The organism is Pseudomonas sp. R2-60-08W (genome assembly GCF_003852335.1).
GTDB lineage: Bacteria > Pseudomonadota > Gammaproteobacteria > Pseudomonadales > Pseudomonadaceae > Aquipseudomonas.
On the sequence record NZ_CP027731.1, the window covers coordinates 5,227,501 to 5,245,977 of the forward strand.

At 59.1% G+C, this 18,477-nt stretch carries 17 protein-coding genes, 1 rRNA gene and 1 pseudogene (1 of these 19 only partly in view); 10 read left to right on the forward strand and 9 right to left on the reverse strand.

The genetic code is table 11. The features are described from left to right. Positions 1–665 (reverse strand): 16S ribosomal RNA (locus tag C4J90_RS23935); it reaches 872 nt to the left of the window's first position. 497 nt (positions 666–1,162) lie between these two features. After that, positions 1,163–2,362, reverse strand: a complete 1,200-nt coding sequence (gene tyrS / locus C4J90_RS23945; RefSeq protein WP_124420957.1) for a tyrosine--tRNA ligase — start codon at positions 2,360–2,362, stop codon at positions 1,163–1,165. 208 nt (positions 2,363–2,570) lie between these two features. Between tyrS and C4J90_RS23955 the strand changes: the two genes are divergently transcribed. Together C4J90_RS23955 and C4J90_RS23960 are read left to right on the forward strand one after the other, a co-directional pair. Continuing rightward, positions 2,571–3,983, forward strand: a complete 1,413-nt coding sequence (locus C4J90_RS23955; protein WP_124421246.1) for a peptidoglycan DD-metalloendopeptidase family protein — start codon at positions 2,571–2,573, stop codon at positions 3,981–3,983. 3 nt (positions 3,984–3,986) lie between these two features. After that, the gene (locus tag C4J90_RS23960; protein WP_124420958.1) at positions 3,987–5,078 is read left to right on the forward strand and encodes an anhydro-N-acetylmuramic acid kinase; all 1,092 of its coding nucleotides are present in this window, start codon (positions 3,987–3,989) and stop codon (positions 5,076–5,078) included. 74 nt (positions 5,079–5,152) lie between these two features. Here C4J90_RS23960 and erpA read toward each other — a convergent pair whose 3' ends face one another. Together erpA and argC are read right to left on the reverse strand one after the other, a co-directional pair. Continuing rightward, complete coding sequence (gene erpA / locus C4J90_RS23965; protein ID WP_003176443.1) at positions 5,153–5,503, reverse strand: iron-sulfur cluster insertion protein ErpA; 351 nt, start codon at positions 5,501–5,503, stop codon at positions 5,153–5,155. A 154-nt stretch (positions 5,504–5,657) separates the two neighbouring features. Continuing rightward, the gene (gene argC / locus C4J90_RS23970) at positions 5,658–6,692 is read right to left on the reverse strand and encodes an N-acetyl-gamma-glutamyl-phosphate reductase (protein ID WP_124415718.1); all 1,035 of its coding nucleotides are present in this window, start codon (positions 6,690–6,692) and stop codon (positions 5,658–5,660) included. Positions 6,693–6,827: 135 nt separating this feature from the next. Here argC and hemJ point away from each other — a divergent pair, with 135 nt between their 5' ends. The 6 genes from hemJ to coq7 all read left to right on the forward strand — a co-directional run bounded on the left by hemJ (position 6,828) and on the right by coq7 (position 11,243). Then, positions 6,828–7,256: a protoporphyrinogen oxidase HemJ gene (gene hemJ / locus C4J90_RS23975; RefSeq protein WP_124420959.1), complete on the forward strand. Its 429-nt coding sequence runs from the start codon at positions 6,828–6,830 to the stop codon at positions 7,254–7,256. Between the two features lie 24 nt (positions 7,257–7,280). Further along, a complete protein-coding gene (locus C4J90_RS23980; RefSeq protein WP_124364623.1) occupies positions 7,281–8,243 on the forward strand; it encodes a nitronate monooxygenase family protein in 963 nt (320 codons plus the stop codon). Positions 8,244–8,312: 69 nt separating this feature from the next. Further along, on the forward strand, positions 8,313–9,275 hold the full coding sequence (locus tag C4J90_RS23985) for a DUF805 domain-containing protein (protein ID WP_124364624.1): 963 nt from the start codon (positions 8,313–8,315) through the stop codon (positions 9,273–9,275). 62 nt (positions 9,276–9,337) lie between these two features. Beyond that, a complete protein-coding gene (locus C4J90_RS23990) occupies positions 9,338–10,126 on the forward strand; it encodes an SDR family oxidoreductase (protein WP_124420960.1) in 789 nt (262 codons plus the stop codon). A gap of 45 nt (positions 10,127–10,171) precedes the next feature. Beyond that, on the forward strand, positions 10,172–10,510 hold the full coding sequence (locus C4J90_RS23995; protein ID WP_124364626.1) for a histidine triad nucleotide-binding protein: 339 nt from the start codon (positions 10,172–10,174) through the stop codon (positions 10,508–10,510). An 85-nt stretch (positions 10,511–10,595) separates the two neighbouring features. Beyond that, positions 10,596–11,243, forward strand: a complete 648-nt coding sequence (coq7, locus tag C4J90_RS24000; RefSeq protein ID WP_124364627.1) for a 2-polyprenyl-3-methyl-6-methoxy-1,4-benzoquinone monooxygenase — start codon at positions 10,596–10,598, stop codon at positions 11,241–11,243. Between the two features lie 141 nt (positions 11,244–11,384). On the opposite strand, the gene C4J90_RS24005 is transcribed toward coq7, so the two are convergent. Next, on the reverse strand, positions 11,385–11,807 hold the full coding sequence (locus C4J90_RS24005; RefSeq protein WP_124364628.1) for an OsmC family protein: 423 nt from the start codon (positions 11,805–11,807) through the stop codon (positions 11,385–11,387). Positions 11,808–12,052: 245 nt separating this feature from the next. On the opposite strand from C4J90_RS24005, the gene crp reads away from it, so the two are divergent. Beyond that, on the forward strand, positions 12,053–12,697 hold the full coding sequence (crp, locus tag C4J90_RS24010) for a cAMP-activated global transcriptional regulator CRP (protein ID WP_124364629.1): 645 nt from the start codon (positions 12,053–12,055) through the stop codon (positions 12,695–12,697). Here the strand turns inward: crp and C4J90_RS24015 are convergent. The 4 genes from C4J90_RS24015 to C4J90_RS24030 all read right to left on the reverse strand — a co-directional run bounded on the left by C4J90_RS24015 (position 12,694) and on the right by C4J90_RS24030 (position 16,032). Further along, positions 12,694–13,389 (reverse strand): lipoate--protein ligase family protein, encoded by a 696-nt coding sequence (locus C4J90_RS24015; protein ID WP_124364630.1) that lies wholly within the window; start codon positions 13,387–13,389, stop codon positions 12,694–12,696. The two genes, crp and C4J90_RS24015, sit on opposite strands and share 4 nt — an antisense overlap. Positions 13,390–13,546: 157 nt before the next feature. Further along, positions 13,547–14,383: an indole-3-glycerol phosphate synthase TrpC gene (gene trpC, locus C4J90_RS24020; RefSeq protein ID WP_124415722.1), complete on the reverse strand. Its 837-nt coding sequence runs from the start codon at positions 14,381–14,383 to the stop codon at positions 13,547–13,549. Next, positions 14,380–15,429: an anthranilate phosphoribosyltransferase gene (trpD, locus tag C4J90_RS24025; RefSeq protein ID WP_057723690.1), complete on the reverse strand. Its 1,050-nt coding sequence runs from the start codon at positions 15,427–15,429 to the stop codon at positions 14,380–14,382. The genes trpC and trpD overlap by 4 nt, the downstream gene beginning before the upstream one ends. 9 nt (positions 15,430–15,438) lie before the next feature. Beyond that, the gene (locus C4J90_RS24030; protein ID WP_124364632.1) at positions 15,439–16,032 is read right to left on the reverse strand and encodes an aminodeoxychorismate/anthranilate synthase component II; all 594 of its coding nucleotides are present in this window, start codon (positions 16,030–16,032) and stop codon (positions 15,439–15,441) included. A 425-nt stretch (positions 16,033–16,457) separates the two neighbouring features. On the opposite strand from C4J90_RS24030, the pseudogene estP reads away from it, so the two are divergent. Then, positions 16,458–18,380 (forward strand): annotated as a pseudogene (gene estP, locus C4J90_RS24035) (esterase EstP). Positions 18,381–18,477: the final 97 nt, after the last annotated feature.

Below are 18,477 nucleotides of genomic sequence, written 5' to 3' on the forward strand. Positions count from 1 at the left end.
CCACCCTCTACCACACTCTAGTCAGTCAGTTTTGAATGCAGTTCCCAGGTTGAGCCCGGGGATTTCACATCCAACTTAACAAACCACCTACGCGCGCTTTACGCCCAGTAATTCCGATTAACGCTTGCACCCTCTGTATTACCGCGGCTGCTGGCACAGAGTTAGCCGGTGCTTATTCTGTCGGTAACGTCAAAACAATCACGTATTAGGTAACTGCCCTTCCTCCCAACTTAAAGTGCTTTACAATCCGAAGACCTTCTTCACACACGCGGCATGGCTGGATCAGGCTTTCGCCCATTGTCCAATATTCCCCACTGCTGCCTCCCGTAGGAGTCTGGACCGTGTCTCAGTTCCAGTGTGACTGATCATCCTCTCAGACCAGTTACGGATCGTCGCCTTGGTGAGCCATTACCTCACCAACTAGCTAATCCGACCTAGGCTCATCTGATAGCGCAAGGCCCGAAGGTCCCCTGCTTTCTCCCGTAGGACGTATGCGGTATTAGCGTCCGTTTCCGAACGTTATCCCCCACTACCAGGCAGATTCCTAGGCATTACTCACCCGTCCGCCGCTCTCAAGAGAAGCAAGCTTCTCTCTACCGCTCGACTTGCATGTGTTAGGCCTGCCGCCAGCGTTCAATCTGAGCCATGATCAAACTCTTCAGTTCAAACATCTTTGGGTTTTTAAGAAACCCTAAACTTGGCTCAGCAATCGTTGGTTACATCTTTGATTTCTCGCGGAGTAACTTGTGATGCTGATAATCTTGTTGACTATCAGTCTGACTCCACAAGCACCCACACGAATTGCTTGATTCAGTTGTTAAAGAGCGGTTGGTTAAGAGCTATTCGTCTCAACCGAGGCGCGCATTCTACAGCAGCCTCATTTGCTGTCAAGTGGTTATTTTCAGAAGTTTTCGAAGTTTTCTTCAACAACTTCAACCACTTGCGCTTGCGATCTCTCGTAAGCGGGAGGCGAATTCTACAGCGTTACACGCTGCTGTCAACACCTCTTTTTCAACTTCCTTTTGGCTTCGATGAACTGAAGCAACTTACTGTCAAAACTTACTTAACTCATTGTTTACCAAGAAGTTTTCCGTTTCGACTGCGCCGGAAGTGGGGCGAATTATAGAGCGATATAATTCGCCGTCAAGCCCTAATTAACGACTTATTCGGATTTGAGCGTGATACGCGCAAATGCCTTCTTGCCCGCCTGGCAAACGTGAGTCGCGCCCAGCTCGTATATAAAGGTGCGATCAACCACCTCGCCATCTATACGCACACCACCCGAACCGAGAAGGTCACGGGCAACCGCTGAGTTCTTCACCAGGCCCGCCTTATTAAGGACAGCTGCGATCGGCATTGCCTCTGCCGCCGTCAACTCGATCTCCGGCAGATCGTCCGGCAACTCGCCATCCTTCATACGATTACCGGCCGCACGGTGAGCGTTGGCCGCAGCCTCTTCACCATGAAAGCGCGCCACGACCTCTTCGGCCAGCTTGATCTTCACATCACGCGGGTTGGCACCTGCCTCCACATCAGCACGCAGCGCATTGATCTCATCCATCGAGCGGAAGCTCAGCAACTCGAAGTAACGCCACATCAACGAGTCCGGAATGGAAACCAGCTTGCCGTACATCACGCCCGGGGCCTCCTGGATACCGACATAGTTGCCCAGCGACTTGGACATCTTCTTGACACCGTCCAACCCCTCCAGCAACGGCATGGTCAAAATGCACTGAGCTTCCTGCCCATAGGCACGCTGCAGCTCACGCCCCATCAACAGGTTGAACTTCTGATCCGTCCCGCCCAGCTCGACATCCGCACGCAACGCCACCGAGTCATACCCCTGGACCAACGGGTAAAGAAACTCATGGATAGCGATCGGCTGATTGGTGGAATAGCGCTTGTCGAAGTCATCGCGCTCGAGCATGCGCGCGACGGTGTATTGCGACGTCAGGCGGATGAAGTCCGCCGGCCCCATCTGGTCCATCCAGGTGGAGTTGAATGCCACCTCGGTTTTGGCCGGATCAAGGATTTTGAATACCTGGGTCTTGTAGGTCTCGGCATTGTCGAGCACTTGCTCGCGAGTCAGCGGCGGACGCGTTGCGCTCTTGCCGCTCGGGTCGCCGATCATCCCGGTGAAGTCACCGATAAGGAAGATGACTTGATGACCCAGCTCCTGGAACTGACGCAGCTTATTAATAAGCACGGTATGGCCAAGGTGCAGATCCGGCGCGGTTGGGTCAAAGCCGGCCTTAATACGCAGGGGCTGGCCACGCTTGAGCTTTTCGACCAGCTCAGCTTCGACCAACAGTTCTTCCGCACCACGTTTTATCAGCGCTAGCTGCTCTTCAACCGACTTCATAACAGACCCGCAAGGCTCAGATTCAAAAGGGAACCAACCATACAAGATCAGGGACTAATTACAAGTTTTGCCCTGCGCACGGACACCATTGCGCAAGCCCAGCGTTCGCGAGCTTGCGCCACAGATGATTTGGTTATATTTTATACAGTTATTTCATCTTCATCATGTCATTCATCTTTTCCATTTCATCTTCAAAGTCAAAATACCTATGACCACTGAACCGTCTAAAGCGCCGCCGCTTTACCCGAAGACCCACCTGCTCGCCGCAAGTGGTATCGCCGCCCTTCTCAGCCTGGCACTCCTGGTATTCCCTTCCAGTGAGGTAGAAGCCAAACGAACATCCCTAAGCCTCGACCTGGAAAGCCCTGTCGAGCAACTGACACAAGATCAAGACGCTTCCGACGCGCAACAAGCCACAAATACCCCTGCTGAGTCTCCGTTCGCACAGATTGAAAATACGCCCGAAGAAACTCAGGAAGCCGCCCAGGAAAAGCCCGCAGCAGTTGCAGCCAAGAGTCCTCAGCACCGTGAAGTGATCGTGAGTAAAGGCGACACACTGTCAACGCTGTTCGAAAAGGTCGGATTGCCTGCCGCCACCGTCAATGACGTCCTGGCCACTGATAAGCAAGCCAAGCAATTCACCCAGCTCAAACATGGGCAGAAGCTTGAGTTCGAACTGACGCCCGATGGCCAGTTGAACAACCTGCACACCAATATCAATGACCTGGAAAGCATCAGCCTGAGCAAAGGCGCAAAGGGTTTTGCCTTCAATCGCATCACCACCAAACCGGTCATGCGCTCTGCCTACGTACACGGCGTGATCAATAGCTCGCTGTCGCAATCCGCCGCCCGGGCGGGCCTGTCCCACAGCATGACCATGGACATGGCCAGCGTATTTGGCTACGACATCGACTTCGCCCAGGACATTCGCCAGGGTGACGAATTCGATGTGATCTACGAGCAGAAAGTTGCCAACGGCAAGGTGGTCGGCACTGGCAACATCCTTTCTGCGCGCTTCACCAACCGCGGCAAAACCTATACCGCAGTACGCTACACCAACAAACAGGGCAACAGCAGTTACTACACCGCAGATGGCAACAGCATGCGCAAGGCGTTCATCCGTACACCGGTGGACTTCGCTCGTATTAGCTCGCGTTTCTCCATGGGTCGCAAGCATCCAATTCTGAACAAAATCCGCGCTCACAAAGGTGTCGACTATGCCGCTCCCCGTGGCACGCCAATCAAGGCAGCTGGCGACGGTAAGGTTCTGTTGGCCGGGCGTCGCGGTGGTTACGGCAACACGGTGATCATCCAGCACGGCAACACCTACCGTACGCTGTATGGCCACATGCAAGGGTTTGCCAAGGGCGTCAAAACCGGGGGCAACGTGAAGCAAGGGCAAGTGATCGGTTACATCGGCACGACCGGCCTGTCCACCGGGCCGCACTTGCATTATGAATTCCAGGTCAACGGAGTACACGTTGATCCATTGGGCCAGAAACTGCCGATGGCCGACCCGATCGCCAAAGCAGAACGCGCGCGCTTCATGCAACAAAGCCAGCCGCTGATGGCCCGTATGGATCAGGAGCGCTCCACCCTGCTGGCTTCGGCGAAGCGTTAAGGCATGCCGCGTTATATCGGTGTGATGTCCGGGACCAGCCTCGATGGCCTGGATATCGCCCTTATCGAACAAGATTCGGCGATCAGTCTGATCGCCACCCATTACATCCCCATGCCTGCCCCCCTGCGCGCCGAGCTGCTCAGCCTGTGCGCCAGCGGCCCGGACGAGATCGCCCGTTCGGCAATCGCCCAGCAATCCTGGGTGACACTCGCCGCTCAAGGCATCCACACTTTGCTGGACCAGCAAAACCTCACACCCCAGGACATCCGTGCGATTGGCAGCCACGGGCAGACCATCCGCCATGAACCTTCCCGAGGTTTTACGGTACAGATCGGCAATCCTGCGTTGCTCACCGAGCTGACTGGCATCACGGTGGTCAGTGACTTCCGCAGCCGCGACGTTGCCGCAGGCGGTCAGGGCGCACCCTTGGTACCTGCCTTCCACGAGGCGCTGTTCGGTGAAAGTACCGGCAAGCGTGCGGTGTTGAATGTCGGCGGTTTCAGCAACCTGAGCCTGATAGAAACCGGCAGGCCGGTATCGGGCTTCGACTGCGGCCCGGGTAATGTCTTGCTGGACGCGTGGATTCATCATCAACGTGGCGAGCACTTTGATCGTGACGGGCAATGGGCAGCCAGCGGCAAGGTTCAGCCGCAGTTACTCAACACGCTGCTCAGCGACCCTTTTTTCGCGACCAAAGGCCCGAAAAGTACCGGCCGGGAAGTTTTTAACCTGCGTTGGCTGCAGCAACATCTCGACGGGCTGCCAGCGTTTCTTCCCGAGGACGTGCAAGCCACATTGCTGGAGCTGACCAGCCTGACCATCGTCGAATCTCTGCAAAGCGCCCAACCTCAGACAGAAACCCTGTTGATATGCGGCGGCGGCGCCCACAACGGGACGCTGATGCATCGATTGGCCGCGCTGCTACCGTCCACACAGGTCAGTAGCACCGCGCTCTATGGCGTAGACCCCGACTGGGTGGAAGCCATGGCCTTCGCCTGGCTGGCCCACTGCTGCCTGGAAGGCATCGCCGCGAACCGACCTAGCGTCACAGGTGCTCGCGGGCTGCGCGTGCTGGGCGCGATCTACCCGGCCTGATCTCCAGGCAGCAAAACGCCGCTTGGCCGATCAAAGCCAAGCGGCGTTTTTTATGCGTGCAGATCAGGCTTCGATCAGATCGAGAACGAAGACCCACAACCACAGGTCGTCGTAGCGTTAGGGTTCTTGATCACGAAACGCGACCCCTCGAGCCCTTCCTGGTAATCCACTTCAGCACCCGCCAGGTACTGGAAGCTCATCGGATCAACGACCAGGCTCACGCCCTCGCGCTCAACGATGGTGTCGTCATCGGCCACATCTTCATCGAAGGTAAAACCGTACTGAAACCCTGAACAACCGCCGCCCGTAACGAATACGCGCAGCTTCAAGCGATCATTACCCTCTTCATCGACCAGGCTCTTCACCTTGTGCGCAGCACCGTGGGTGAATTGCAAAGCCGTGGGGGTGAAGGATTCAACGCTCATGCTGATAATCTCCCGGCGTAGCGCCGCCATATGCGTAATGGCCGGTATTATCCGCTTCTCCTAGAAAAGCGGTCAACTATTATGGGAGCAGCGACAAGCTTCAAGAAGTTGAGGTCCAAGCTTGCCGCTGACAACTTGAAGCTTGCGGCTGCCTTTAAGGCAACATGCCCGCATGGGACAAGCCCAACTTCTCATCCAGACCAAACAGGATGTTCATGTTCTGCACCGCCTGGCCCGATGCGCCCTTGACCAGGTTATCGATCACCGACAATACCACCACTAGGTCGCCATCCTGCGGACGATGCACCGCAATCCGGCACACGTTGGCGCCCCGCACGCTACGGGTTTCCGGATGGCTGCCCGTCGGCATCACATCGACGAACGGTTCGTTGGCATAACGCTTCTCGAACAATGCCTGCAGGTCTACCGAGCGATCGACAACGGTCGCGTACAACGTGGAGTGGATCCCACGGATCATCGGCGTCAGGTGCGGTACGAAGGTCAGGCCCACATCCTTACCCGCAGCACGGCGCAACCCCTGGCGGATTTCAGGCAGGTGACGATGCCCTTTTACCGCATAGGCCTTCATGCTTTCCGACGTCTCGGAGTACAGCGAGCCCACTGCGGCCCCACGACCGGCTCCGCTGACGCCCGACTTGCAGTCCGCGATCAGACGCGAAGCATCCGCCAAGCCGGCTTCCAGCAGCGGCAGGAAACCCAGCTGGGTCGCAGTCGGGTAGCAACCCGGCACCGCGATCAGGCGGGCCTGCTTGATCTGTTCACGATTGACTTCCGGCAAGCCGTACACCGCCTCCTCGAGTAACTCTGGCGCGCCGTGGGGCTGGCCGTACCACTTGGCCCACTCATCGGCATCTTGCAGGCGGAAGTCCGCCGACAGATCGATAACCTTGGTGCCCGCCGCCAATAGCTCGCCAGCCAACGCGTGCGCAACCCCGTGAGGCGTGGCGAAGAACACCACATCGCAGGCGCCCAACGTCTTGATGTCCGGCACACTGAAGGCCAGGCCGTCATAGTGGCCTCGCAGATTGGGGTACATATCGGCCACGGCCAGGCCAGCCTCGGAGCGTGAAGTGATAACCACCACCTCAGCCTGCGGATGCTGAGCCAACAGACGCAGCAATTCGACACCGGTGTAACCCGTGCCGCCGACGATACCGACCTTGACCATAAACCTGCCCTCAACGAACCCACTGGAAAGCCGTCGATAATAGGGGCCGTATCGCCCTGCGACAACCGCCAACGTGACGTACGGGCGCATGAGCTACTACTATCTTCGCTACCGTGAACCTGGGAATTACTGAAAATGCTCTATCTATGGGTCAAAGCCTTCCATATCGTCAGCATCGTCTGCTGGTTTGCCGGGTTGTTCTACCTGCCACGCCTGTTTGTCTACCACGCCCAAAGCGAAGACACCGTCAGCAAGGAGCGCTTCAGCGTCATGGAACGCAAGCTGTACCGGGGCATCATGGGCCCGGCGATGGTTGCCACGCTGGTCTTCGGCATCTGGTTGCTGGTGCTCAACCCCGGTATTTTCCAATCGGGCGCGTGGATCCACGCCAAACTCACCCTGGTCGTCCTGCTGATCGGCTACCACCACATGTGCGGCGCGCAGGTAAAACGCTTTGCCCGTGGCGAAAACACCCGCAGCCATGTCTTTTATCGCTGGTTCAATGAAGTGCCCGTTCTGATATTGCTGGCGGTCGTAATTCTGATCGTGGTCAAACCGTTTTAACGTCAATTACCCGGGGAACCTCCAATGTCGCTGCCCGCCCTGCTTGAACAACGTTTGCGCCTGCCTGTGGTGGCTGCGCCGATGTTCCTGATTTCCAACCCGCAACTGGTGCTGGCCTGCTGCCGCAACGGGGTCGTCGGCAGTTTCCCGGCGCTCAATCAACGCGAAAGCAGCGGTTTCAAGGCCTGGCTGGAGGAAATCGAAGCCGGCCTGGCGCTGTTGGATAACCCGGCGCCCTATGCCGTCAACCTGATCGTGCACAACAGTAACCCACGACTGGCGGCCGACCTGGCGATCTGCGTCGAGCACAAAGTGCCCATCGTTATCACCAGCCTCGGTGCGGTGAAGGAACTGGTCGATGCCGTGCACAGCTACGGCGGCCTGGTGTTTCATGACGTAACTACTCGTCGCCATGCCGAAAAAGCCGCTGAAGCGGGCGTCGACGGCCTGATCGCGGTCGCCGCCGGCGCGGGTGGTCACGCCGGCACCTGGAGCCCGTTTGCGCTGATTGCCGAGATACGCCAGTTCTTCGACAAAACCCTGTTGCTGGCCGGCTGTCTCAACCACGGTCGGGAGATTCTCGCCGCCCAAGTGCTTGGCGCGGACCTGGCGTATTTCGGCACGCGCTTTATCGGCACCACCGAAAGCCATGCCCCGGATGCGTATAAAGAGATGCTGCTCACAGCGCGCGCCGCCGACATCGTGCACACTCCGGCTGTTTCCGGCGTACCTGCAAGCTTTATGCGCCAAAGCCTGGAAAACGCCGGTTTTGATCTCGCTGCTCTTCAAGGCAAAGGTGAGGTCAACCTCGGCTCCAAGCTCAAACCGTTGAGCGATGAGGCCAAAGCATGGAAGACTGTATGGTCTGCCGGCCAAGGCGTCGGTGAGATCAATGATTTGCCGAGCGTGGATGAACTCGTCGCGCGACTGGATGCGCAATACCGCCAGGCACGCGAAAACGCGGCACAATTACGCTGGCCACGTTGAACCAAATACCAGGCCTGCCAATTGGACAGCCTGCATACCCTCCCCTGATCAAGTGACAAGGATGCCCGCATGAGCGACAGCCGTTTCAAGATTGTGTTCGACGGAGCCTTGCGCCCGGGTGTCGAAAGCACCACCGCCAAACTGAACCTCGCCGAGCTGTTCAAGAGCGATGTCGAAGCGATCGAAAAGCTTTTCACCGGCCGCCCGGTCGCGCTCAAGCGCGATCTGTCCCGCGCCGATGCCGACACCTACCTCACCGCCTTGCAAAACGCCGGCGTCGAGGCACGTATCGAAGCCGAACAACCCGTGGCTTTCAGCCTTGCCGAAACCCACGAGACAGGCGCATCGGCCTCGGACTTCTCGCACGCCGCCGCATCGCCTTACGCACCGCCACGCGCTGCGGTCGGTGATAACTTGCCGGAGTACGCCACGCTCAAAGTCTTCACTATCCACGGGCGTATCGGTCGCCTGCGCTATCTCGCCTGGACGCTGGCACTGACCGTCGCGATGCTTGTGGCTGCAGGCATCATCAGCACCGTGGGTTTCGCGGTGGCCACTGCCTCGCCAACGATCGCGATCATTCTCGGTTCGCTGCTGGGCTTTGCACTGTTCGTTGCGCTCGTCGTGGTAAGCGTGCAAATCGGCGTGCAGCGCCTGCACGACCTGGGCTGGTCTGGCTGGCTGTACTTGCTGAACCTGGTTCCGCTGGTGAACAGCGTGTTCCCTCTGCTGCTGCTGGTACTGCCGGGTAACACTGGCGCCAACCAGTACGGTGCGCCCCCACCGCGCAACTCCACAGCGGTTAAAATCCTGGCTTCGTTGTGGCTGGCGTTTATCCCGTTGATGCTCATCGTCGTGGTCACCCTGGGCATGAACGGCTACCTGGATCAACTCGAAGCCAACATGGGCAGCAGCTATGAAAGCAGCTCCCTGAGCACCGATGAAGACGCCGACCAGAGCGGCATCGTTGATGAAGACGCCGCGCAAAGTGCTGACGACGCGGCCGAACCTGTAGACTCTCCAGAACAGTGAAGAAACGCCCGCCGCCTGTGATGCCTCTGTCACAGGCCGGCGGCGTTGCGATGGAGAAAGGCATGACCCGTTACGCTCTGATCACCGGTGCCTCCAGTGGTATCGGCCTGGCTTTGGCCGAAGCCCTGGCCCGACGTGGCCGCAGCTTGATTCTGGTGGCCCGCCAGCGTGATCAGTTGGAAAGCATTGCGATCGAATTGACTCAGCGTTTCGGCGTCGAGGTGCTATTTCGCGCCTGTGACCTCGGCGAGCCGCTGCGGTTGTCGGGTTTTTTGCTGGAACTCGAAGAAGGTGAGCGGCAGATCGACCTGCTGGTCAACTGCGCCGGTATCGGCACCAGCGGGCCGTTCCTGGCCCAGGACTGGATGACCGAGCAGGACCTGATCGAAGTCAACATCCTCGCCCTGACCCGCATGTGCCATGCGTTGGGCAATGCCATGGCGCTGCACGGCGGCGGGCAGATTCTCAACGTAGCCTCGATCGCCGCCTTCCAGCCAGGCCCGTGGATGAGCAGCTACTACGCAAGCAAAGCCTATGTGCTGCATTTTTCCGAAGGCTTGCGCGAGGAACTGAAGACCTGTGGCATCAAGGTCTCGGTGCTGTGCCCAGGCCCCACGCGCACCGCCTTCTTCGGTAGCGCGCAAATGGACACCGCAAAGCTCGACCGCAGCCAACAGTTGATGAGCCCCGAAGAAGTCGCGCTCTATACCGTGCGTGCGCTGGAGAAGAACAAGGCCATCATCATCCCCGGACGGCGCAACCGCTGGCTGGCATTCAGCCCACGCCTGAGCCCGCGCTGGCTGACCCGCAAAATTGCCGGCGCCATCAACAAGGCCTATTGCCCGCGTTGACCGCTTAAGTACACTCACCTTCACTTTCACCCTGGAGAAACAGCTGTGGATACTCTGTTCACCAAGATCATCAACCGGGAAATACCCGCGAACATCATCTATGAAGATGACCAAGTCCTCGCTTTCCACGACATCGCCCCACAGGCGCCGGTCCATTTTCTGGTCATCCCGAAAAAGCCCATTCGCACCCTCAATGACCTGACCGAAGACGACAAAGCCCTGGCCGGCCATATCCTGTTCACCGCCCAGCGCCTGGCGGTGGAACTAGGCTGCGAAAAAGGCTTCCGCGTGGTGATGAACTGCAACGAAGACGGCGGGCAGACCGTTTACCACATTCATATGCATGTGCTGGGTCAGCGCCAGATGAACTGGCCGCCGGGCTGAGTGCGCAGGGGCAAATTGACTCAGCGCAAACGCGCCGTCCTCTCTTGCGGTAAACTGGCCGCCGAGATTCTTCCCGGAGGTCAGCATGACTACCCAACGTCACTACTCGCCGATTGACCGTCTGTTGCTGCAAGCCGACACGGCCATGCGTACGCTGCTGCCGTTCAGCGGCCAACCGTACCGCCCGTCACCCGCCATCGTGCAGCCGGACGCACAGATGAGCGAGACCGAAACCCGCCATGTGGCCGGGCTGATGCGCATCAACCACACCGGTGAAGTCTGTGCCCAGGCGTTGTACCAGGGCCAGGCCCTGACCGCCAAGTTACCGCAGGTACGTGCAGCGATGGAGCACGCGGCCGAGGAAGAGATCGACCACCTGGCGTGGTGCGAACAACGCATTCGCCAGCTGGGCAGTCATCCCAGTGTGCTGAACCCGCTGTTCTATGGTTTGTCGTTCGGTATCGGCGCCGCTGCCGGCCTGATCAGTGACAAGGTCAGCCTCGGTTTTGTCGCAGCCACCGAACGTCAGGTCTGCAAGCACCTGGACGAACACCTTGAACAACTGCCGGCCGAGGACGAAAAATCCCGAGCCATTCTTGAGCAGATGCGCATCGATGAAGAACATCACGCTGAAAGCGCACTGGATGCCGGTGGCTTCCGCTTTCCTGCGCCGGTGAGATTCGGCATGAGCATGCTGGCCAAGGTCATGACCAAGAGCACCTACAGAATCTGAAGCATGAAGATCATTCCCACGCTCCGCGTGGGAATGCCACCCAGGACGCCCCGCGTCCCGCTTTCAGCGCAAAATCCGGCACCTGCGCAAGGGTGACGCGGAGCGTCACGAGATGCATTCCCACGCAGAGCGTGGGAACGATCAACCCAACTCGACGATTTCGTAGTCATGGGTAATGGCCACACCGGCCGCGCCCAGCATGATCGACGCCGAGCAGTACTTCTCCGCCGACAGCTCGATGGCACGCTTGACCTGCGCTTCCTTCAGCGCGCGCCCCTTGACCACAAAATGCATATGGATCTTGGTAAACACCTTGGGATCTTCGGTTGCGCGTTCGGCTTCCAGAAAGGCTTCGCAGCTTTCCACGGCCTGACGGGATTTTTTCAGGATACTGACCACGTCGAAATTGCTGCAACCGCCGACACCCAGCAGCAACATTTCCATCGGGCGTACACCCAGGTTGCGGCCACCGGCTTCCGGCGGGCCGTCCATCACCACCACGTGGCCACTGCCCGATTCACCGAGGAACATGGCTTCGCCCGCCCATTGGATGCGTGCCTTCATCGCCCAGACTCCACTGCTAAAAAAGGGTCGCCAGCTTAGCACATGGCCTCGCAGCGGCAGCGCTCTGCAGGAAAACGATCAATAACAGCGTTTGCCGGTGAAATACGCTAATCGAGTCAGAATGTGTCTGGTAAGCTGGCGCCAAATCAATGGCGCATTGCCATCGTTTGTACAGCGTGTATCAATGCCGGTCGCGCTGATAAAAACAAATCCAACCACATCGTGCAGTTTTTCGGGATACAACCATGGTTGCTCTTACTCCCACACCCAAGATCAAGAACCTCGACAAGCTGCTGATGCATTGCCAGCGCCGGCGTCATCCGGCCAAGCACAACATCATCTGCGCGGGCGAGCGCTCCGAAACACTGTTCTTCATTATCAAGGGCTCGGTCACCATCCTGATTGAGGACGAAGACGGTCGCGAAATGATCATCGCCTACCTCAACACCGGGGATTTCTTCGGCGAGTTGGGGCTGTTCGAGCAGGCCGGCAAGGAGCAACAGCGCAGCGCTTGGGTGCGCACCAAGGTGGAGTGCGAAGTGGCTGAGATCAGCTATACGAAATTTCGCGAACTGGCCCAACATGATCCCGACATTCTGTATGCCCTGAGTGGGCAGATCGCCCAACGTCTGCGCGATACCACGCGCAAGGTCGGCGACCTGGCGTTCTTCGACGTGACCGGGCGTGTCGCTCGCTGCCTGCTGGAGCTGTGCAAGCAGCCAGACGCCATGACCCACCCCGACGGGATGCAGATCAAGGTCACGCGCCAGGAAATCGGGCGCATCGTGGGCTGTTCGCGGGAAATGGTGGGGCGTGTGCTCAAGGATCTGGAAGAGCGCAACCTGGTGCACGTCAAAGGCAAGACGATGGTGGTGTTCGGAACCCGTTAGCCTGGCAGCAAGCCTGCCAACATCTGACGGTACAAGGTGTCGAGCCGGCTGAGCGCGTCCGGCACGGGAAACACTTCGTGCAGCGCGATATGGCTCTCGGCACGCACGCGCTGTTCCAGGCCACAGGCTTGATTGAAACGATTGACCGCCGCAACCAACTCATCGCGATCGTTATCCAGCAATAAAGCTCCGTGTACCAACCCCACTGGGCGACCACCGCTCTGCCGCCAGCGTTGGGCCGTGCCGACCATTTTTCGACCGTTGAGATTGACGTTGTAACGACCGTCGCAGAACGCGCCATCGATTTCGCCAATAGACGCCTCGCCGCCCAATTCAAGCAACACATCGCAGATCGGTTGGCACAGACGCTGGTAGCCGGTTTCGATGCGCCCTTGATCCCCCTCACTGCGCGGCGGCGCATAGACCAAGGCAATATTGACCGTGGCGGCCGACTGCGGCACCGGCTCACCGCCGGTTTCGCGCAACAGCACCGGCCAACCGGCCTCTGCCGAGACTCGGCTGGCCGCTTCAAAAGCCGGCAATCGGCTCAAACGTCGCGGCATGACCAAGGCTTGATCGTTGGGTTGCCAGAACAACAGCCCGTATTCCCGCTCACCTGCGCAGACGGCGGCCAGCAAGTCCTGCTCGGCGGCAAGGCCTGCTTGCACAGTCATCGAAACCAGCTTAGTCATCAACATTGACCTACCTGAATAAGCACAAGACCAATGTGGGAGGGGGCTTGCTCCCGATGGCGGTGTATCAGTTGTGAATCAGTCAACCGACCACCGCTATCGGGAGCAAGCCCCCTCCCACACTTTTACTGCATTTCACATACCGACTGCGCCGGAATCAATCCAGTGTGGAACCGCTGACCGCCCCACCCCGCTCGGGGAAGAACAGACGCTGCAGTTCCGCCCCTGGGTTCTCGGCGCGCATGAACGTCTCGCCGACCAGGAACGAATACACCTCGCTGATCTCCATCAGCTCCACATCGGCGCGGTTGACGATGCCGCTCTCGGTGATCACCAAGCGGTCACGCGGAATACGCGGCAGCAGGTCGAGGGTGGTTTCCAGGCTGACATCGAAGGTGTGCAGGTTACGGTTGTTGACCCCCACCAGCGGTGTGTCGAGGGTTTTCAGTGCGCGCTCCAGCTCGTCGCCGTCGTGCACTTCGACCAGTACATCCAGGCCCACGCTCTTGGCTACAGCGGCCAGCTCGGCCATCTTCACGTCATCCAGTGCGGAAACGATCAGCAGCACACAGTCAGCGCCCAAGGCACGGGCTTCGACGATCTGGTAAGGATCAACCATGAAGTCCTTGCGGATCACCGGCAACGTGCACGCGGCGCGCGCCTGCTGCAGGAACAGGTCGGAGCCTTGGAAGAAATCGACATCGGTCAGTACGGACAGGCACGTCGCCCCGCCCTTTTCATAGCTGACGGCGATTTCCTGTGGCACGAAGTGTTCGCGGATCACGCCTTTGCTCGGTGAGGCCTTCTTGATCTCGGCGATCACCGCCGGCTGCTTCTTCTTGGCCTGTTCGAGCAAGGCCTTGGCAAACCCTCGTGGCGCATCAGCAGCTTTTGCCAGGGCTTCCAGCTCGGCCAGGCTCACACGGGCACGGCGCTCGGCGACTTCTTCAGCCTTGCGCGCCAGGATTTTTTCCAGAACGGTCGGAACACTCATGCTTCATTCTCCATCTTGAATACGGCGGTGAATGCTCCGAGTTCTTCAAGTTTCTCGCGAGCCAGACCGGTGTGCAGCGCATCGTGGGCCAAGGCGACACCTTCCTTAAGACTATAGGCATGGTCGGCTGCGTAAAGTGCCGCGCCAGCATTGAGCACAATCATTTCCGCGGCTTTTTGACCGTTTTCGGTCTTGCGTCGCCCCAAGGCATCACGAATCAATTCCAGCGACGCCGCCGGGCTTTCCACCGCCAGGCCGTGCAGGCTTTGGCTCTTCATGCCCAGGTCCTCAGGCTCGACCCAATATTCTGTAACTTGGTCGTTCTTCAACTCCGCCACGAAGGTTGGCGCCGCCAGGCTGAATTCGTCCAGGCCATCTTTGGAGTGCACCACCAGCACATGCTTGCTGCCCAGGCGCTGCAGCACTTCGGCCAATGGCCGGCACAACGCCTGGCTGAATACACCGACGACTTGATGCTTCACACCGGCCGGATTCGTAAGCGGGCCGAGCATATTGAACAGGGTACGCAGGCCGAGGTCCTTGCGCGGGCCGGCCGCGTGTTTCATCGCGCCGTGGTGGGATTGGGCGAACATGAAGCCAATGCCGACGCTGTCGATGCAGCGTGCCACCTGTACCGGCGTCAGGTTCAGGTAGATGCCGGCCGCTTCCAGCAGGTCCGCGCTGCCACTTTTGCCGGACACCGCGCGGTTGCCGTGCTTGGCCACGGTGCAACCCGCTGCCGCGACCACGAACGAGGACGCCGTCGATACGTTGAAGATGTTCGCACCGTCGCCGCCGGTGCCGACCACATCGACCACGCCGTCGAGGGTCTTGAGTTCGACCTTGTCCGCCAGCTCGCGCATCACCGATACGGCACCGACGATTTCGTCGATGCTTTCGCTCTTCATGCGCATGGCCATCATAAAGGCGCCGATCTGTGCGTCGGAGCATTGGCCGGTCATGATCTCGCGCATCACATCGCTCATTTCAGCGGTGCTCAGGTCCAGGTGACCGACGATACGGCCCAGGGCAGTCTTGATATCCATGGAAAGTCCTTAGCGCGTGCCGCCGCTCTGCTTGAGAAAATTGGCGAACAGCTCGTAGCCCTGCTCGGTCAGGATCGATTCAGGGTGAAACTGCACCCCTTCGATATTCAGTGTCTTGTGGCGCAGGCCCATGATCTCGTCGACCGAGCCGTCTTCCAGCTGGGTCCAGGCCGTCAGTTCCAGGCACTCGGGCAGGGTGTCGCGCTTGACCACCAACGAGTGATAACGGGTCACGGTCACGGGCAGGTTCAAGCCGTGGAACACTCCCAGATCCTTGTGGAATACCGGGCTGGTCTTGCCGTGCATCACCTGGCGCGCGCGCACCACATCGCCGCCAAACGCCTGGCCAATGGACTGATGGCCCAGGCACACGCCGAGAATTGGCAGCTTGCCGGCAAAATACTGAATGGCTTCCAGGGAGATGCCCGCTTCGTTCGGTGTGCACGGGCCAGGCGAAACCACGATGCGTTCCGGATTCAGTGCGGCGATCTCGGCGACGGTCAGTTCGTCGTTGCGCACGACCTTGACCTCGGCACCCAGCTCGCCCAGGTACTGCACAACGTTGTAGGTAAAGGAATCGTAGTTATCAATCATCAGCAACATGTGGGTTCAAACCTCTTGAATTCACTGATTTCAAATGACCGCCTTCCAAGCGTGTGGCCCGCTGCCAGACGCACGTTCCGGTTGCCGGGGTGAACGGCAAGGGGCGTCAGACAAAGGGTAAAAGAAGGCAAATCGGTACAGATCCGGCCAGGCCGGCAGGGAAAAATGTCAGGCGCGCCAACGCCAACGGGCGTGTGCCTTGACTACTCGCATCAAGAGTTTGCTGATGATCAACACGGGGAGGGTCTCATTCATACGTTCAGGCACAGTAACGTAGCCTCGCCAGCGGTGCAATATAGAGCAGCAAATACGGGCTTATGCTCGTTGGGATGCGCGTAGGAAAATTCGGTTTTGCGCTATAGAAAACGCTCAATACTTTGCTAGTGTTTCGATTCCGACATAAAAACAACTCAATGGAATTTTCCATGCCCAGAGCTCCGTTCTTCGCCCCCCTGGCTGCCGGCCTGCTTTCCCTGGCTTGCGCGCAGGCCTATGCGGCACCGTCACCCTACTCAACCATGGTGGTGTTCGGCGACAGCCTGGCTGATGCCGGTCAGTTCCCCGACGGCAGCGCCGGATCGACGTTGCGCTTTACCAACCGCACCGGGCCGACGTTCCAAGGGGATTACGGTCTCGTTTCTTCGACCTTGCTCGGCGCAAAGCTGGGTGTAGCGCCAAGCGACCTGAATGCCTCCACCTCACCGGTGCGTGCGGTCCAGGGTTTGCCGGACGGCAACAACTGGGCAGTCGGCGGCTACCGTACCGACAATATCCTCGACTCGATTACCTCGGTCTCCAACGCTGCGATCCCACCCGGCAATGCCGGGGGCGGCACGGTGCTGCGCAGTCGACAGGGTTACCTGCCGGCAAACGGCGGGCTGGCCGATCCAAATGCGCTGTACTTTCTGTCCGGAGGCGGCAATGACTTTCTCCAGGGTCGCGTACTCAGCCCCGCCCAAGCGGTCGCCGCCGGCGGGCGCCTGGCGGACAGTGCCCAGGCCCTGCAACAAGCCGGCGCGCGTTACATCATGGTATGGATGCTGCCCGACCTCGGACTGACGCCGGCCATCAACGGCACCCCGCAGCAGGCAGCAACGTCGGCCTTGAGCACTGTGTTCAACCAGTCCCTGGTACAGCGCCTGTCGCAGATCGATGCGCAGGTGATCCCGCTGAACATTCCATTGTTATTGAACGAAGCCTTCGCCGATCCGGCACGCTTCGGCCTCGCCACCGGGCAAAACTTGACCGGCACCTGTTTCAGTGGAAACAGTTGCACCGCCAACCCGGTCTACGGCATCGGCGGCACCAATCCGGACCCGACCAAGCTGATCTACAACGACTCGGTCCACCCCACGGTGGCGGGGCAACAGCTGATCGCCGACTACGCCTATTCCCTGCTCGCGGCGCCCTGAGAGCTGACCCTGCTGCCGGAAATGGCCCAAGGCACATTGCGCGCCCATCAAGATGAGTTGCGCAACCAATGGCAGGCAGACACCGGCCACTGGCAAGCCGTGGGCCAATGGCGAGCGATCGTGGCGGGAGGGGGTCAGCGTCTGGATTTCGATGACCAGAGCAGCTCGGCCAGCGGCGATGGCAGTGGCTATAACCTCAACATCGGTGGCAGCTACCGACTCAACGAGGCCTGGCGCGTGGGCGTCGCCGCAGGCCTGTACCGCCAGACACTGGAAGCCGGCGCCAGCGATTCGGATTACAAGCTCAACAGCTACATGGGCACGGCGTTCGCCCAGTATCAGCAGAATCACTGGTGGGCCGACGCCGCCTTGACCGGCGGCAAGCTGGACTTCGACAGCCTCAAGCGCAAGTTCGCCCTGGGCGTCAGCGAAGGTTCGGAAAAGGGTGACACCGATGGCTGGCTGTGGGCCTTGAGCGGTCGCGTGGGTTATGACATCGCCGCGCCGGGCAGTGACTGGCACCTGTCACCCTTCATCAGCGCCGATTACGCGCGGGTCGAAGTGAACGGCTACTCGGAAAAAGACAGCCGCTCCACCGCCCTGACCTTCGATGACCAGCAGCGCGACTCCAAGCGCCTGGGCGTCGGGCTGCAGGGCAGCTATCGCATTAACCCGCACACCCAGGTGTTTGGCGAAGTGGCCCACGAGCACGAGTTCGAAAATGACACCCAGAGGGTGAATATTTCGCTCAACAGCGTGCAGGGGATCGACTTCAAGCTGGACGGGTATACGCCGCGCAGCAATTCGGATCGCTTGAGCCTGGGGGTCAGCCACAAGCTGACGCAGGACCTGGCGTTACGGGCGGCGTATAACGTGAGGAAGGATGACAATTTGACCCAGCAAGGGGTCAGTGTCGGGGTGAGTCTGGATTTCTAACGAGACCTTACAACCAACACAAAATCCATGTGGGAGGGGGCTTGCTCCCGATAGCAGAGTCTCAGTCACTGCATCTGTAACTGATACACCGCCATCG

What these genes read in the sequence shown, in the direction of transcription:
- tyrS (WP_124420957.1), bottom strand. Translation starts at nt 2,362, where the DNA reads ATGAAGTCGGTTGAAGAGCAGCTAGCGCTGATAAAACGTGGTGCGGAA.
- C4J90_RS24005 (WP_124364628.1), bottom strand. Translation starts at nt 11,807, where the DNA reads ATGAAGGCACGCATCCAATGGGCGGGCGAAGCCATGTTCCTCGGTGAA.
- C4J90_RS23985 (WP_124364624.1), top strand. Translation starts at nt 8,313, where the DNA reads ATGAGCGACAGCCGTTTCAAGATTGTGTTCGACGGAGCCTTGCGCCCG.
- erpA (WP_003176443.1), bottom strand. Translation starts at nt 5,503, where the DNA reads ATGAGCGTTGAATCCTTCACCCCCACGGCTTTGCAATTCACCCACGGT.
- argC (WP_124415718.1), bottom strand. Translation starts at nt 6,692, where the DNA reads ATGGTCAAGGTCGGTATCGTCGGCGGCACGGGTTACACCGGTGTCGAA.
- C4J90_RS23960 (WP_124420958.1), top strand. Translation starts at nt 3,987, where the DNA reads ATGCCGCGTTATATCGGTGTGATGTCCGGGACCAGCCTCGATGGCCTG.
- trpC (WP_124415722.1), bottom strand. Translation starts at nt 14,383, where the DNA reads ATGAGTGTTCCGACCGTTCTGGAAAAAATCCTGGCGCGCAAGGCTGAA.
- C4J90_RS24015 (WP_124364630.1), bottom strand. Translation starts at nt 13,389, where the DNA reads ATGACTAAGCTGGTTTCGATGACTGTGCAAGCAGGCCTTGCCGCCGAG.
- trpD (WP_057723690.1), bottom strand. Translation starts at nt 15,429, where the DNA reads ATGGATATCAAGACTGCCCTGGGCCGTATCGTCGGTCACCTGGACCTG.
- C4J90_RS23990 (WP_124420960.1), top strand. Translation starts at nt 9,338, where the DNA reads ATGACCCGTTACGCTCTGATCACCGGTGCCTCCAGTGGTATCGGCCTG.
- C4J90_RS23955 (WP_124421246.1), top strand. Translation starts at nt 2,571, where the DNA reads ATGACCACTGAACCGTCTAAAGCGCCGCCGCTTTACCCGAAGACCCAC.
- C4J90_RS24030 (WP_124364632.1), bottom strand. Translation starts at nt 16,032, where the DNA reads ATGTTGCTGATGATTGATAACTACGATTCCTTTACCTACAACGTTGTG.
- C4J90_RS23980 (WP_124364623.1), top strand. Translation starts at nt 7,281, where the DNA reads ATGTCGCTGCCCGCCCTGCTTGAACAACGTTTGCGCCTGCCTGTGGTG.
- coq7 (WP_124364627.1), top strand. Translation starts at nt 10,596, where the DNA reads ATGACTACCCAACGTCACTACTCGCCGATTGACCGTCTGTTGCTGCAA.
- hemJ (WP_124420959.1), top strand. Translation starts at nt 6,828, where the DNA reads ATGCTCTATCTATGGGTCAAAGCCTTCCATATCGTCAGCATCGTCTGC.
- crp (WP_124364629.1), top strand. Translation starts at nt 12,053, where the DNA reads ATGGTTGCTCTTACTCCCACACCCAAGATCAAGAACCTCGACAAGCTG.